Annotated in this window: 18 protein-coding genes; 13 read left to right on the forward strand and 5 right to left on the reverse strand. The window is 65.9% G+C overall.

Annotated features, from left to right (window positions below; translation table 11 throughout):
- Positions 1-29: 29 nt before the first annotated feature.
- On the reverse strand, positions 30-1100 hold the full coding sequence (locus tag VML93_RS30290) for a DUF4328 domain-containing protein (RefSeq protein WP_325616224.1): 1071 nt from the start codon (positions 1098-1100) through the stop codon (positions 30-32).
- Between the two features lie 440 nt (positions 1101-1540).
- Here VML93_RS30290 and VML93_RS30295 point away from each other — a divergent pair, with 440 nt between their 5' ends.
- The 10 genes from VML93_RS30295 to rraA all read left to right on the forward strand — a co-directional run bounded on the left by VML93_RS30295 (position 1541) and on the right by rraA (position 8060).
- Entirely contained in the window at positions 1541-1696 is a 156-nt protein-coding gene (locus VML93_RS30295; RefSeq protein ID WP_325616226.1) for a hypothetical protein, read from the forward strand.
- Between the two features lie 136 nt (positions 1697-1832).
- Positions 1833-2456 (forward strand): superoxide dismutase, encoded by a 624-nt coding sequence (locus VML93_RS30300; protein ID WP_325616227.1) that lies wholly within the window; start codon positions 1833-1835, stop codon positions 2454-2456.
- 197 nt (positions 2457-2653) lie between these two features.
- The gene (locus VML93_RS30305) at positions 2654-3187 is read left to right on the forward strand and encodes a peptidase (protein ID WP_325616229.1); all 534 of its coding nucleotides are present in this window, start codon (positions 2654-2656) and stop codon (positions 3185-3187) included.
- A 253-nt stretch (positions 3188-3440) separates the two neighbouring features.
- A complete protein-coding gene (locus VML93_RS30310; protein WP_325616230.1) occupies positions 3441-4157 on the forward strand; it encodes a TMEM165/GDT1 family protein in 717 nt (238 codons plus the stop codon).
- 484 nt (positions 4158-4641) lie between these two features.
- Positions 4642-5040, forward strand: a complete 399-nt coding sequence (locus VML93_RS30315) for a transcriptional regulator (RefSeq protein WP_325616232.1) — start codon at positions 4642-4644, stop codon at positions 5038-5040.
- Between the two features lie 151 nt (positions 5041-5191).
- Positions 5192-5848, forward strand: a complete 657-nt coding sequence (locus tag VML93_RS30320; RefSeq protein ID WP_325616233.1) for a DUF6474 family protein — start codon at positions 5192-5194, stop codon at positions 5846-5848.
- A gap of 1 nt (position 5849) precedes the next feature.
- Positions 5850-6497 (forward strand): YcnI family protein, encoded by a 648-nt coding sequence (locus tag VML93_RS30325; RefSeq protein ID WP_325616235.1) that lies wholly within the window; start codon positions 5850-5852, stop codon positions 6495-6497.
- The gene (locus VML93_RS30330; protein ID WP_325616236.1) at positions 6494-7015 is read left to right on the forward strand and encodes a copper resistance CopC family protein; all 522 of its coding nucleotides are present in this window, start codon (positions 6494-6496) and stop codon (positions 7013-7015) included. The genes VML93_RS30325 and VML93_RS30330 overlap by 4 nt, the downstream gene beginning before the upstream one ends.
- A 105-nt stretch (positions 7016-7120) precedes the next feature.
- Positions 7121-7567: a nucleoid-structuring protein H-NS gene (locus VML93_RS30335; protein ID WP_325616238.1), complete on the forward strand. Its 447-nt coding sequence runs from the start codon at positions 7121-7123 to the stop codon at positions 7565-7567.
- A 4-nt stretch (positions 7568-7571) separates the two neighbouring features.
- Positions 7572-8060, forward strand: a complete 489-nt coding sequence (gene rraA / locus VML93_RS30340; protein WP_325616240.1) for a ribonuclease E activity regulator RraA — start codon at positions 7572-7574, stop codon at positions 8058-8060.
- Between the two features lie 2 nt (positions 8061-8062).
- Here rraA and VML93_RS30345 read toward each other — a convergent pair whose 3' ends face one another.
- Positions 8063-9535: an NAD(P)/FAD-dependent oxidoreductase gene (locus tag VML93_RS30345; protein WP_325616241.1), complete on the reverse strand. Its 1473-nt coding sequence runs from the start codon at positions 9533-9535 to the stop codon at positions 8063-8065.
- A gap of 77 nt (positions 9536-9612) precedes the next feature.
- Here VML93_RS30345 and VML93_RS30350 point away from each other — a divergent pair, with 77 nt between their 5' ends.
- Together VML93_RS30350 and dinB are read left to right on the forward strand one after the other, a co-directional pair.
- Complete coding sequence (locus VML93_RS30350) at positions 9613-10260, forward strand: TetR/AcrR family transcriptional regulator (protein ID WP_325616243.1); 648 nt, start codon at positions 9613-9615, stop codon at positions 10258-10260.
- A gap of 45 nt (positions 10261-10305) precedes the next feature.
- Positions 10306-11505 (forward strand): DNA polymerase IV, encoded by a 1200-nt coding sequence (gene dinB, locus VML93_RS30355; protein WP_325616245.1) that lies wholly within the window; start codon positions 10306-10308, stop codon positions 11503-11505.
- 133 nt (positions 11506-11638) lie between these two features.
- Here dinB and VML93_RS30360 read toward each other — a convergent pair whose 3' ends face one another.
- The 3 genes from VML93_RS30360 to VML93_RS30370 all read right to left on the reverse strand — a co-directional run bounded on the left by VML93_RS30360 (position 11639) and on the right by VML93_RS30370 (position 13724).
- A complete protein-coding gene (locus tag VML93_RS30360) occupies positions 11639-12133 on the reverse strand; it encodes an NUDIX domain-containing protein (protein WP_325616247.1) in 495 nt (164 codons plus the stop codon).
- Between the two features lie 164 nt (positions 12134-12297).
- Positions 12298-13302, reverse strand: a complete 1005-nt coding sequence (locus VML93_RS30365) for a PHP domain-containing protein (protein ID WP_325616249.1) — start codon at positions 13300-13302, stop codon at positions 12298-12300.
- Positions 13290-13724: a hypothetical protein gene (locus VML93_RS30370; RefSeq protein WP_325616251.1), complete on the reverse strand. Its 435-nt coding sequence runs from the start codon at positions 13722-13724 to the stop codon at positions 13290-13292. The genes VML93_RS30365 and VML93_RS30370 overlap by 13 nt, the downstream gene beginning before the upstream one ends.
- Positions 13725-13763: 39 nt before the next feature.
- Between VML93_RS30370 and VML93_RS30375 the strand changes: the two genes are divergently transcribed.
- Positions 13764-14624: an LLM class F420-dependent oxidoreductase gene (locus VML93_RS30375; RefSeq protein WP_325616253.1), complete on the forward strand. Its 861-nt coding sequence runs from the start codon at positions 13764-13766 to the stop codon at positions 14622-14624.
- Positions 14625-14643: the final 19 nt, after the last annotated feature.

Genomic DNA, 14643 nt, shown 5'->3' on the forward strand with positions numbered 1-14643 from the left:
TGAGCACTTCGCCGGCCCACGTCATATGCCTATGCTGCCGGTTCCTGCCCGTCCAACTCAACCGCGCCAGTCGATCCGCGCTTACTGTGTCGGACGGCGCCATCCGAACCCACCACGACCCAGCGGTGCGACGGTCGTTGGATCGGCTTCCGCTCGAACCCTTCGAAGACCCTGGCGAGGGCGGCCACCGCGGCGGCCGCGAACAGATAGGCAAACACCATCAAGGCCGTGTTGTTGGCGATGCCCTGGGCATCCTTGGCAAACCTGGTGAGGACGGCGAAGACCGAGACCACGGTGCTGAAAACCCAGACGACCCACCATCGGACGATCGGTCTCTGCAGGCGGTCGTAGTGGTCTTCGACAGTTGCCAGCTCGATGACGAACACCGGCGCCCAGAACAGGTTGACCAGTGGTGTCAGGCAGCCGGCCCACAGCGCGCGGGTAGACCGCTGATCCGGCATCCCGTGATGCATGAATGCTGCCGACCGGCGCGCGATCAGCCATCGGGTCAGCACCACGGCACACAGGATCACCACCAGGATCGCGGCCACGCTGGCCAGGATGCCGATCCAGTTCGCGGCGATGGCCACCAGCGAATTCAGCAGGATGGTCCGGTTGATGATCAACAGCACATACCGCACCACGTACACCAGCGCGGCAGTGCACAGCGTCAGCACGCCGACGAACAGCGTGGTGCGCACCGCCGCTGCCGACGGGCCCCTGGCGGCGGCGGGGGCTTCCGCCGGTAAGGGTGCCTGTTCGACACGGTCCGCGAGCCCCCATCGCGGTATGACCGCGTACCGCGGTGTCGGCCCGAGGGGCCGCCGGCCGCGCCGCACCGGGGGCGCCGCGCCGGGGCGCACCGCTATCCACCGGAATCCCGGTTGCAGTCGCGGCGGGGTGCGCTGCTGCCAACCGGCGGGCCTGCGAGCCACCGGAGTCGCGACCGTGGGCGGGCCGGGATGGGTGCTCCACCGTGGGTCGGCCGACGGTACGTCCGCCAGGGGCGCCATCAGGGCGCCCCGGCAGCGGGGACACCACTCGCGGCGCCGTTCCCGGACGTTCCATCGAGTGCCGCACTGGGAGCACACCTGGATCACCGGACCAGCCTAGCGCCGTGCGTCTGTACCCAGCCGCAGTGCGGCACAGCTACTTGTGGGTATCCACAGTTTCCACAGGTTTATGCACAGCGGGCAGTCGGGTACTCAGGCCCATCGGCACAGCCTCTACCGGGTAGCCGAGCCCGCGACTGTGGATAACCCGGTGTGGTTGATGCCTGCCCATCGACAACCCAAACAGGTACTCGAGCGAAATGGATCGTCACGCTAACGGATGTCAAGGACAGCCAATGGACACCCACCGTGAGGGGTGTCGTAACCCGCTTACGCCACGACTCGGTGTGCCTCACGATCCCCGCGTTCCCGGAAATATTTCGCAACCCCATTACAACGAGTTATGATCGCGGTCACAAAAGTCGATTGTGACTCACCTCACTCCCTATGTTGCGGAGCGAAGTGAACGTGCAGGTGAGGGGCGTTTGATGGCCACGCATCCGTTCGGTCCGGGCTCGACGGCTTCGTCGAATTCGTATTCGGGCTCCCCCGCCTGGAATCACGGCTACGGTGTAGCGGCGTTGCGCGCCGGCCTGATCGCCCTGGCATTGCTGGCCATTCTCGCCCTCATCATTCTGTATTGAGGTCCTGCCGGCCGGGCCGTCCTTGCGGCGCACGCGGTCATGGAGCAGGGTTGATGACGTTAGACCGCCGCGTGGCGGAATCCGTGCGAATGACGCGTCAGGCGATCACCAAACGATCATCGAAGGAAGGAATGCCGTGGCTGAATACACCCTGCCCGATTTGGACTGGGACTACGCAGCGCTGGAACCGCACATCTCTGGTCAGATCAACGAAATCCACCACACGAAGCACCACGCCGCCTACGTCAAGGGCGTCAATGACGCGGTCGCCAAGCTCGAAGAGGCACGTGCCAAGGACGACCACGCCGCGATCTTCCTGAACGAGAAGAACCTGGCTTTCCATCTCGGCGGCCACGTCAATCACTCCATCTGGTGGAAGAACCTCTCTCCGAGCGGCGGCGACAAGCCGACCGGCGATCTCGCCGCGGCCATTGACGACCAGTTCGGGTCGTTCGACAAATTCCGCGCCCAATTCAGCGCGGCCGCCAACGGCTTGCAGGGGTCGGGTTGGGCGGTGCTCGGCTATGACACTCTCGGCGACAAGCTGCTCACATTCCAGCTCTACGACCAGCAGGCCAACGTCCCGCTGGGCATCATTCCGCTGCTGCAAGTCGACATGTGGGAGCACGCCTTCTACTTGCAGTACAAGAACGTCAAGGCCGACTACGTCAAGGCGTTCTGGAATGTCGTCAACTGGGCGGACGTGCAGGCGCGATACGCGGCCGCCACCTCGAAAACCTCGGGCCTGATATTCCCCTGAGTTCAGTTAGCTCAACGCTTGGGCGTCGCGCAGCTTGCGCGGCGCCCTTGCGTTTAACCGGCTCGTTACGCGGGCATTTTGTGAAAGCCAACACTAGTAGCCGTGTCGAGTTGCCAGGCACGGAAACCGCGCGCATGCTTAATCATTCGCGTTACCAGTTGTGGCCATTTCGGTTGGAGGCTTTGCGGAGGGTCGAGATGGATAGTGGGTCAAACCGGCCAATAGGGGTCGCTCCGTTCCATTCTCGTGGTGCCCTGAAAGGCTTTGTCATTTCCGGGCGTTGGCCGGATTCGACAAAGGAATGGGCCCAGCTGCTCATGGTCGCGGTTCGGGTCGCGTCGTTGCCCGGATTGCTCTCCACCACAACGGTGTTCGGTGCCCGCGAAGAGTTGCCCGACGAACCCCAGCCGGACACCGTCGGCCTGGTGCTCGCCGAGGGTACGGTTTTCGGTGAATCAGCCATCCAGCCAGGGTATTTCGCTGATCATCAGCCGCCCGCACTGCTGATGCTGCATCCGCCGTCGGAAACCACGCCGTCGCTGCCGGAGTGCACCGGCGCGGCGTCGGGATGCGTACTGCTGCCGGGATTGCCGTACCTGGGATTGGAGCACCGGGCGGCTTGGGTGGAAGCCGAAGCCGACGGCACCATCACCTCGATGGTGAGCCGCGTCGGCGTCGACCCGATCAGCCACCCCGACACCGCGATCCTGGCCATGCTGCTTGCGGCATAAGCCAATTCAGGCGAATTGATTCGGGACTCGAATCCAAATTTACGGCTCCCCGAACTTCATCGGTTGCCTGGCGGGTGCCCTATACGCCCGCTAGCCTTGGAACGTTAGCGAAGGGGAGTAGCCCCGAATCGTCGAGTCGACATACTGGCGCACAGCCCGGCCGGCGGACCGTTGCTCATGACGGTGGGCGAGACCTTCGACCGATGTCCGGTGACCGCATAGTCACCGGCGACGTGTCGAAAGGTCGCAGTCCATGCTCACCGCCACGATGCTGAGCCTCGGAGTGGTCTTCCTCGCCGAGCTCGGCGACAGATCCCAGCTCATCACCTTGACGTATGCACTGCGCTACCGATGGTGGGTGGTGCTGGCCGGGGTGGCGCTGGCGGCATTCCTGGTGCACGGGGTCTCGGTGACGATCGGCCACTTTCTGGGCACCACGCTGCCCGTGCGGCCGATGGCCTTTGCATCTGCGATCGCTTTCCTGGCGTTCGCGGTGTGGGCCTGGCGCGAAGGCCGCGAAAGCGACGAGGGCGACGAAGACGTCTCAGCCACTCGCGAGCCCCGATTCGCGTTCCTCACGGTGGTGTCGTCGTTTGTGCTGGCCGAGATGAGCGACAAGACGACGCTGGCGACCGTGACGCTGGCCAGCGACCACGACTGGGTCGGTGTGTGGATCGGCACCACCATTGGCATGGTCTTGGCCGACGGCCTGGCGATCGCGGCGGGCAGACTCCTGCATCAGCGGCTTCCGGCGCGACTGCTGCACGTCGCGGCCAGCCTGCTGTTCCTCCTGTTCGGGCTCTGGATGTTGTTCGACAACGCGCTGGGGTGGCGGCCGGTGGCCATCGGCGTGACCGCGGGATTGGCGCTGGCCGCGCTGACCGCGGGCGTGACTGCGCGGACGGCGCAAACTTTTCGGCGGCGCCGGGAGGAGGCTGCGACGGTCGAAACGTCACCACCGGTGCTCTGAGGTGCGGATCACCCCAGCTTCCTGAGCCTTGGCCGGCTCGCCCAACCGCGCCCAAATGTTTCTCAGATGTAACTCAAAGATGACGGCGGGCGGTCACGCGCTAGCTGGCCGTTTGGCGCCGTCTGCGCGGAACCAGGCAGCAAAGGACACTCTGAATGCATCTTTGCAGTCCGCTGGTTGCCGGGCGTGACCCGTATCCCGCTGCAGCATCCTCCGCGCGCCCTCCTACGACAAGGCGCAGGACGGCCCGCCGAGTGAGTTCGCAGCGAGATTTCTGCGGATAACCTGTGAATTCTGTTGACGTTATGGACAGCGGCCCGCGTCGGTTGCATGCTCTGCAGGGGCGGTGTTGCTTGCCGCTCGGCACACCTGTACCAAAACTGGTCAGGTTTGCACTTGGTTGTCGACACAACTGTCGCTACGATGGTCAGCAAATACATATGGATTATCCGTTCCCTCTTCAGCCCCGGTGGAGGTCATATCGATGAGCACGACATTCGCTTCCCGTCTGAACCGCCTGTTCGACACCGTCTATCCGCCCGGACGCGGGCCGCACACCTCTGCAGAGGTGATCGCGGCACTCAAGGCTGAGGGTGTCACGATGTCGGCTCCGTACCTTTCGCAGCTACGCTCCGGCAATCGCACCAACCCGTCGACGGCGACGATGGCCGCCCTCGCGAACTTCTTCCGCATCAAGTCGACCTACTTCACCGACGACGAGTACTACGAAAAGCTCGACTCGGAATTGTCGTGGCTGACCACGATGCGCGATGACGGCGTCCGTCGCATCGCGTTGAAGAGCTACGGGTTGTCCCCCAAGTCCCAGGATGACCTGGTGGAGCGCGTCGACGAGCTGCGCCGTGCGGAGCACCTGGAAGTCTGAGCCCGCCGGCTCCAGGTTTTGAGTCCGCTCGCCGCCCGCCCGGTCCACCCCTGACCTGACGGGCCGCCCGCAGCCCGCTCCGTTTAGTGTTGGCTGAGCGATCGCGCACCCGCACCGCGTTAGTCCACGACATACCGGGAGGCGTCCGGGCATGGGCCTGTTCCGCAAGCGAAAGAGCCGCGCGACGCGTCGCGCCGAAGCCCGCGCGATCAAGGCCCGTGCCAAGCTCGAGGCCAAGCTTGGCGCCAAGAACGAGAGACGTCGCATCAAGGGCGCTCGACGGGCCGGCGACAAAGCCCTCAAGGCCCAGATCAAAGCCCAGCAGGACAGCGACAAGGCAGCGCTCAAAGTCGCCGAGGCCCAGCTCAAGGCCGCACGCGAGGGCAAGTTGCTGTCACCGACCCGGATCCGCCGGATGCTGACGGTATCTCGACTGCTCGCCCCGATCCTGACGCCCCTGATCTATCGGGGGGCCATGGCGGCCCGGGGGCTGATCGACCAGCGCCGCGCCGACCAGCTCGGGATTCCGTTGGCTCAGATCGGCCAGTTCTCCGGACACGGAGCGCGGCTGTCGGCCCGGATCGCCGGGTCGGAGCAGTCCCTGCAGACGGTCCAGGAGAAGAAACCCAAGGACGCCGAGACCAAGCAGTTCGCGGGTGCCGTCACCGAACGGCTGACCGATCTGTCGGCGGCTGTCACCGCCGCCGAGCACATGCCGGCAGCGCGGCGCCGCGCGGCGCACACGGCGATCTCGTCGCAACTCGACGGTATCGAGGCTGACCTGATGGCCCGGCTCGGACTGAGCTGACATGCCCCTTGCGCACAGGTGGATTCCGCGCGTCCTGATCACCCTGGGCGCCCTGGTCGTGCTGTGTCTCGGCGCGACCGCAGGTATCCCGTCAGCCTGGGCACACGTCCACGCCAGCAGCGATAACAGCGTGCGAGGCGGCATGGCGATCGTCACCTTCCAGGTGCCCAACGAGTCCAACAGCGGTGCCGCCACCAACGCGCTCAGCGTCAGCCTGCCCAACGTCACATCGGTGCGCACCGAATCCATGGCCGGATGGTCGGCCAAGCTCGACCGCGACGCGGCGTCCGGCGGCGTCCGGTCGGTGACCTGGACGGCAGTGCCCAACGGCGGCATCGGAGCAGATCAGTTCGGGTTGTTCCGGATATCGATGCAGCTGCCCGATACCGAGACCGTCAGCTTTCCCGCCACCCAGACCTACGCCGACGGGTCGGTGGTGAAGTGGGACCAGCAGCCGCTGCCCGGTGGTGCTGAGCCGGAGTATCCGGCACCCATGCTGAGTCTGATCGCGGGACCGGCCGACCACCACCACCCGACGTCCGCCGCGGCAAAAACTCCGCCCGACAATGCCGCCCGGCTGCTGGGTGGCGCGGCTTTGGCGGTAGCCGCGCTCGGCATCTGCCTCGTGTTGATCCGCAGGCGGGCATGAAACGCCTCGTCACGATCGCGAAGGTGGGCCTGCTGCTGGCCGCCCTGACGCTGGCTGCGGTCCTGACCGCACAAGTCGCGTCCGCGCACGCTGCGCGCGTGTCCGCCGAGCCGGCGGACGGCGCCGTGCTTTCCGGAGGCCCGGACCGGGTGAGCGCGACCTTCAACGAGCGACTGCAGACCAATTTCGCGGCCATGACGGTCGTCGGCCCGGATGCCCACCTGTGGTCGACCGGCGAGCCGACCGTGCAGGGCGCCGTCGTGAGCGTCAGCATGCGACCGCTCGGGCCGGTCGGCAGCTACACGGTGTACTACCGGGTCACCTCCGCGGACGGCCACCCGGTGTCCGGTTCATGGGCATTCCGTCTGACCGTGCCCGGGACCGGCACGCCCGGACCGGCGGCCGCGCCGAGCGATACCGGCGACAGCGGCGACCAAGCTCCGATCTGGCCGTTTGTACTGATCACCGTGGCGATCGTCGGCGCGGCCGCGTGGTGGGCGGTGCGTCGCAAGCCGTGACCGGCCCTGGTCAGCGCGGCAGCTGAACGCGTCCTGGCATGATGGGACCCGACAGAACCGGTACGTAACCCAGAAGACGTGAGAAAGCTGTAAAGGAGCGGCCGCATGGCAGACCCGCAGGATCAACCCGACAGCGGACCCGACGGCAAATCGACGCCGCCGGCCAAGAAACCCCCCGCCAAGGCTGCGAAGAAAGCCGCAAACCCGCCCGCCAAGAAGGCACCTGCCAAAAAGGCTCCGGCTAAGAAAGCGCCGGCCAAGAAGGCGCCGGCCAAGAAGGCGCCCGCCAAAGCTCAAAGCCCGGCACCGGCGCCACCAAAACCCGCCGAGCAGCCACTCGGACTGCAGCAGCGCGTCGAAACCAACGGTGACCTCGCGGCTGCCGCCAAAGATGCTGCGGCGCAAGCGAAGTCAACTGTGGAAGACGCCAATAACCCGGTAAGCAGCGAGCCCGCGGTGGCGCCGCCGAGCAGCTCACCGCTGCCGCTGGCGGTAGCGCTGGCATTGAGCCTGTTGGCCATCCTGCTGATCCGCCAGTTGCGCCGTCGCTAACCAGGTGACCGTGTCCTTTCGGCCCACTGCCGACCTCGTCGACGACATCGGGCCCGACGTGCGCAGCTGTGACGTCCAGTTCCGCCAGTTCGGCGGCCGCACGCAATTCGCCGGCCGGATAACTACCGTGCGGTGTTTCCAGGACAACGCGTTGCTGAAATCGGTGCTCTCGCAGCCGGGTTCCGGCGGGGTGCTGGTCATCGACGGAGCCGGCTCGCTGCACACCGCGCTGGTCGGCGACGTCATCGCCGAATTGGCCCGGTCCAACGGCTGGGCCGGCCTGGTCGTGCACGGCGCGGTGCGTGACGCGGCGACGCTGCGCGGCATCGACATCGGCATCAAGGCGCTGGGCACCAATCCCCGCAAGAGCACTAAGACCGGCGCGGGCGAGCGCGACGTCGAAATCACTTTGGGCTCAGTGACGTTCGTACCCGGCGACGTCGCCCACAGCGACGACGACGGCATTGTCGTCGTCGCCGCAGACGGCCTTTAGGTTTAGGCAGCTACAGAGGCCTGCTTCTTCTTGGCGAACCGCAGTCCCTCGCCGGCGATCTTGCCGCGCCGGATCAGCAGGATGTCGAGCAGATAGTTCTGGTTCAGTCGCCACGGGGTGCGCGAACCCTGCTTGGGCAGCTCGTCCAGTGCGCGCAGCACATAGCCGGGGGTGAACTCCATGAACGGCCGCTCCTCGACGGACGAACCCGGGTGCTCCACCTCCACGGTGTCAAATGCGTTGGCGTCCATGTAGTTCAGCACACGGCAGACGTACTCCGAGACCAGGTCGGCCTTCAGCGTCCAGGACGCGTTGGTGTAGCCAACCGTGTAAGCCATGTTGGGCAGGCCGGAGAGCATCATGCCCTTGTAGGCCATCGACTTGGTGAGGTCCACCGATCGTCCGTCGACGGTGACCGTCGCCCCACCGAACAGCTGCAGGTTCAATCCCGTTGCGGTGATGATGATGTCGGCGGGAAGTTCGCGGCCCGAGTTGAGCCGGATACCGGTGGGGGTGAATCGATCGATGGTGTCGGTGACCACGTCGGCCTTGTCGTGCCGGATGGCGCGGAACAGGTCGCCGTTGGGTACCAGGCACAGCCGCTGGTCCCACGGGTTGTAGTGCGGACCGAAGTGCTTTTCCACGTCGTAGCCCTCGGGGAGCTGGCGCTGCGCGTAGCCCATCAAGACGTTTCGCATCTTCTGCGGCCACTTGCGGCAGAAGCCGTACAGCGCCGCCTGGCGCACCACGTTCTTCCACCGAATCGCGGTGTAGGCCGCGTTCTCCGGCAGATAACGGTTCAGCTTTTCGGCGATGCCGTCCTTTTCCGGCTGCGACACAATGTATGTCGGTGAGCGTTGCAGCATGGTGACGCGCTTGGCGCCCGAATTCGCCAGCGCCGGAACGAGAGTGACGGCGGTGGCGCCGCTGCCGATCACGACGACGTTCTTGTCGGCGTAGTCGAGGTCTTCCGGCCACAGCTGCGGATGGACGATCGGGCCGGTGAAATCCTCGGCACCGGCGAACTCCGGCGCATAGCCCTGCTCGTAGTTGTAGTAGCCGCTGCACAGAAACAGGAACGAGCAGGACAGCGTGCTCGTGGTGCCATTGCTCTGGATACGCAGGGTCCAGCGATCCTCCGCGCTGGACCAGTCCGCGCTGACGACCTTCTGGTTGAGCCGGATGTGCTGGTCGATGCCGTACATGGCAGCCGTGCTCTTGACGTAGTCGAGGATCGGCCCGCCGTCGGCGATGGCCTGGCGCTCGGTCCACGGGCGGAAGCGGAAGCCCAGCGTGTACATGTCGGAGTCGGAGCGGATGCCGGGGTAGCGGAACAGATCCCAGGTGCCCCCCATGGCTTCCCGTTTTTCCAGGATGGCGTAGCTCTTCGTCGGGCAGCGATCCTGCAGATGCCAGGCCGCGCTTACCCCCGAGATGCCGGCGCCCACGATGACAACGTCGAGGTGCTCAGTCATGGCGCCACGCTATCAACGCTGTGTCGATGTAGTCAACAGGGTGTTGAGTTTCTCAACATTGTGTAAAGTAACCTGGCGTGACCACCACCGGACAGACGCGCGCTCGTCGCGGCCGCCGCGCTACGCGCCCCTCCGGTGACGATCGCGAGCAGGCAATCCTGGCGACCGCCGAGCGCCTGCTGAATGAGCGGTCCTTCGCCGATATCTCGGTCGACGACCTGGCCAAAGGCGCCGGCCTTTCGCGCCCGACGTTTTACTTCTATTTCAAGTCCAAGGAAGCGGTGCTGCTGTCGCTGATCGAGCCGGTGATCGCGAGTGCCGACGCCGAGATCGCCGACGCGATTCAGCGACTACCCGCGGACCCGCTGCGGGGATGGCGCCACGGCATCAACGCGTTTTTCACGGCATTCGCTTCGCACCCTGCGCTGAGCCGCGCCGCCCGGGAGGCGCTGGCTACCAGTGCGGAGGTGCGGGCCATCTGGGCAGGGTTCATGCAGAAGTGGAGTGACCAGACGGCGGCCATGATCGAGGCGGAACGGGCGCGCGGAGCCGCACCGGAGACCATTCCGGCCGCAGACCTGTCAACCTCGCTGAACCAGATGAACGAGCGGACGATGATGGCCGCGCTGGCCGGCGAGACACCGGGGATCGACCAGGAACGCGTGGTCGACACTCTCACCCACATCTGGGTCAGCAGCATCTACGGTGAGGGCGTCACGCCCTAAGTCACCCTGCGTCGCGCGCCGGCTGTCACCCGCCCATGCGAACATATGTTCGTGCGGTGTGAAGCGTCCATCCTGCACGCGGACCTGGATTCGTTCTACGCGTCCGTCGAACAGCGCGACGACCCGACCTTGCGTGGTCGTCCGGTGATCGTCGGTGGCGGGGTGGTGCTGGCGGCCAGCTATGAGGCCAAGGCCTACGGCGTGCGTACCGCGATGGGCGGGCGGCAGGCACGACGGCTGTGCCCGGACGCCGTGGTGGTGCACCCACGCATGAGCGCCTACTCGCAGGCCAGCGACGACGTCTTCGAGGTGTTCCGCAACACCACACCGATGGTGGAACCGTTGTCGGTCGACGAGGCGTTCCTGGACGTCGGCGGGCTGCGCCGGGTCTCGGGAACGCCGGTCCAGATCGCGGCCCGGCTGCGCGCCGACGTGCGCGACCAGGTCGGCCTGCCCATCACCGTGGGCGTTGCTCGGACGAAGTTCCTTGCCAAAGTCGCCAGCCAGGAGGCCAAGCCCGACGGGCTGCTGCTGGTTCCGCCGGATGGCGAGCTGGCCTTCTTGCACCCGCTGCCGGTGCGCCGGTTGTGGGGCGTGGGCGCGGTGACCGCCGAGAAGCTGCACGGACACGGCATCAGGACCGTCGCCGAGGTCGCCGAACTGTCCGAGTCGACGCTGGCGTCGCTGGTGGGTGGCGCGATGGGCCGGCAGCTGTATGCGCTGTCCCGCAACATCGACCGGCGCCGGGTGACCACTGGCGTCCGCCGCCGCTCGGTGGGCGCCCAGCGAGCGCTCGGCCGGGCCGGCAACACCATGTCGCCCGCCGAGATCGATGCGGTGGTGGTCAACCTGATCGACCGAATCACCGGCCGGATGCGCGCCGCGGGTCGCACCGGACGAACGGTGACGTTGCGGCTGAGATTCGACGACTTCAGCCGGGCGACGCGATCACACACCATGCCGTGGGCGACCTCGTCGACGCAGCCGATCCTGGCCGCCGCGCGGCGACTGGTTGCCTCAGCCACACCGTTGGTCGCGGAAAAGGGCTTGACGCTGGTCGGCTTCGCGGTGTCCGGGATCGATCGCACCGGCGCCCAGCAGTTGATGCTGCCGTTCACTGGGGAAACACTTGCGGTGGACGCGGCCATCGATGAAATACACCGTCGCTACGGCAAATCCGCGCTTACCCGCGCGGTGCTCGTCGGCCGCGATCCGGGTTTCGAGATGCCGCACCTACCGGATTGAAGTTCCCGCAATCCCGCAGAACTGGTACTGCCGTCGAACCCGACCGATCTACGACGAAAACAGGGCCGGCACCCGGCGATGACACCGGCAGCCCGGGGTGGCTCGACAGTCGACCCGATCGCAGCGGCAAGTCTCAGCTTCCTGCGTGGTCGGTGCTGTCAAAAACCGTTGCAGCCGCAGCATCCAGGTCAACCGTTATCCGGATGCTATCGCGCACATAGCGGGACAGAGCCGGTAGCATGTCGAGATCAAAAAACCGTGCGGAAAGACTTTCGTGGGCTGCGGGAACTGGGGTGTCCCCGGCGGCCCAGTTCATTTCGAACACGTGGTCGAGGTATTGAGCGTGATCGCCGTTGGCATGAACTATCGGGGGCGTCACGCGCACCCAGGCCAACCGTCGAGCAGTCGCCCGCACGCCGGTCTCCTCACGCACCGCTCGCACAGCGCAGTCCACAGGGTTCTCGCCAGGTTCGACAATGCCAGTGACCGGAGTCCAAGCGCCGTCGTCGGAACGTTTGACGAGAAGTACCTGGCGACCCCGAATCACCACAGCCGTCACGCTGGGCAGCCACAACGGCGCATGCCCGATATGCCGGCGGAGCTCAGCGACGAAATCAGGAACCCGCATACGCCTTTGTAACAAACGGTGATTGCGTTTCGCCTCCTGACAGACGACAGACCTACGAGACGCCGCGCGGCATCGGTAGGTCTCGACTTGGGTGGCGCCGATAGCGAATCCAGCGGAAATCGTTGTAGCACAACCTGTTTAGATCATGTTGCCGGGTACTGCCGTCAAGAGGCCGTCCACTGCAGCAGCCGTTTGGCCGGCCAGGTGTTGACGATCCGCTCGACCGGAATCTCCGCGTCCAGCGCCCGCTGAGCGCCGTAGCCGAGGAAGTCCAGCTGGCCGGGTGCGTGCGCGTCGGTGTCAATGCTGAACACGCAGCCGATATCACGGGCGAGGTTCAGCAGCCGGGTCGGCGGGTCGCGGCGCTCGGGGCGGGAGTTGATCTCTACCGCGGTGCCGTGGTCACGGCAGGCGGTGAACACCTTCTCGGCGTCGAACTTCGACTCGGGCCGGATGCCGCGGTTGCCGGCCACCAGCCGGCCCGTGCAATGGCCGAGCACGTCGGCGTGGCCGTTACAGACGGCACGGATCATCCGCCGGGTCATCGCGGCCGAATCCATCGACAGCTTCGAGTGCACGCTGGCCACCACGACGTCGAGGCGGTCCAGTAGCTCGGGCTCCTGGTCCAGGCTGCCGTCGTCGAGAATGTCGACCTCGATCCCGGTGAGAATGCGCATCGGCGCGAACTGGTCGCGCAGCCCGTCGATCACGTCCAGCTGCTTGCGCAACCGCTCCGGCGACAGCCCGTTGGCGATCGTCAGCCGTGGCGAGTGATCGGTCAGCGCACAGTACTCGTGGCCCAATGCCGCAGCGGTGGCCATCATCTCCTCGATCGGCGCTGACCCGTCCGACCAGTTCGAATGCAGGTGCAGATCTCCACGCAACGCGGCCCGCACCTCTCCCCCACCGAGATCCCCAGCAGCAGAGCGTAATTCAGCCAGCTGGTCGGGTTCACGGCCGGCCCAGGCCTGCGCGATGACCTTGGCGGTCTTGGGCCCGATGCCCGGAATCGACTGCCAGCTGTTGGCCTGGCCATGCCGCTCTCGGGCGGCATCTTCAAGACGCTCGATGATGTCGGCGGCGTTGCGGTACGCCATCACGCGTCGGGGATCCTGGCGGTCGCGATCCTTGTAATAGGCGATCTGCCGCAGCGCGGTTACCGGGTCCACACGAACTGCCTCACGATGAATCCGGCGAAAACCACTGCGAAGCCACCTATTTCGCCAAGGATGAGCAAAGCCATGAATACCCTGGTCCCGCGTACCGGGTGGGCGAACTGGTTCTCGGTGTCGCGCCGCGCACCGTGCAGCATGTAGGTGCCGATGGCCAGGACGAAGAAGAGCACGGCGCTCATCGCCGCGGTCAGGTTCACCCACGCCCGCCAGGCACTGAGCTCGACGAAGACCGCGATCAGCAGCGTGGCGAACGCATAGAGCAGCGCGGCGCGGTGCGCGATGTCGACGTAGGGATGCGCCCGGTGATCGTCGGCGACCATGATCTGCCGGTACTTCCACACCCCGAGGGCGAGCGCCAGCAGAAAGATCAGGCCGGCCGCCAACAGGGTGATCTTGGTATCGACTCCGAGGGTCATCGTCTGACCGAGTCTAATTACCGGACTACGGTTGGATTTATGCGATTCGCGTTCAAAACCTCACCGCAGAACACCACCTGGACCGACATGCTGGCCGTCTGGCAGGCCGCCGACGACATCGACGTGTATGAATCCGGCTGGACGTTCGACCACTTCTACCCGATCTTCAGCGACTCCACCGGCCCCTGCCTGGAAGGCTGGACGACGCTGACCGCGCTGGCCCAGGCCACCCAGCGGCTGCGCTTGGGCACTCTGGTCACCGGAATCCACTACCGCCACCCCGCGGTGCTGGCCAACATGGCCGCCGCGCTCGACATCCTCTCCAACGGCCGGCTCGAACTCGGGATCGGCGCCGGCTGGAACGAGGAGGAGTCGGGCGCCTACGGCATCGAGCTGGGCAGCATCAGGGAACGATTCGACCGGTTCGAAGAGGCCTGCCAGGTGCTGATCAGCCTGCTCAGCCAGGAGACCACCAACTTCGACGGGAAGTTCTACCAGCTCAAGGACGCCCGCAATGAGCCGAAGGGCCTGCAGCGCCCGCACCCGCCGATCTGCATCGGCGGCAGCGGCGAGAAGCGCACGCTGCCGCTCACCGCGCGCTATGCGCAGCACTGGAACTTCGCCGGCGGCACCCCCGAGCAGTTCGTCCAGAAGCGCGACGTGCTGGCCGCGCGCTGCGCCGACATCGGGCGCGACCCGAAGGAGATCACGATGTCGGCTCACCTTCGCCTGGACCCGGACCTGAACTACGACAAAGTCATCGAGGACGGGGCCGCGCTGGCGGCCGAGGGCCTGGACCTCGGCATCGTGTATCTGCCGCCGCCGCACGACCCGGCCGTGCTGGAACCGCTGGCGGAGGCGATCCGCGACTCGGGGCTGTGGAACGGTTCCGGCACCTAACCTTCCGCCGCGAGGGTCC

The organism is Mycobacterium sp., assembly GCF_035499775.1.
Lineage (GTDB): Bacteria > Actinomycetota > Actinomycetes > Mycobacteriales > Mycobacteriaceae > Mycobacterium.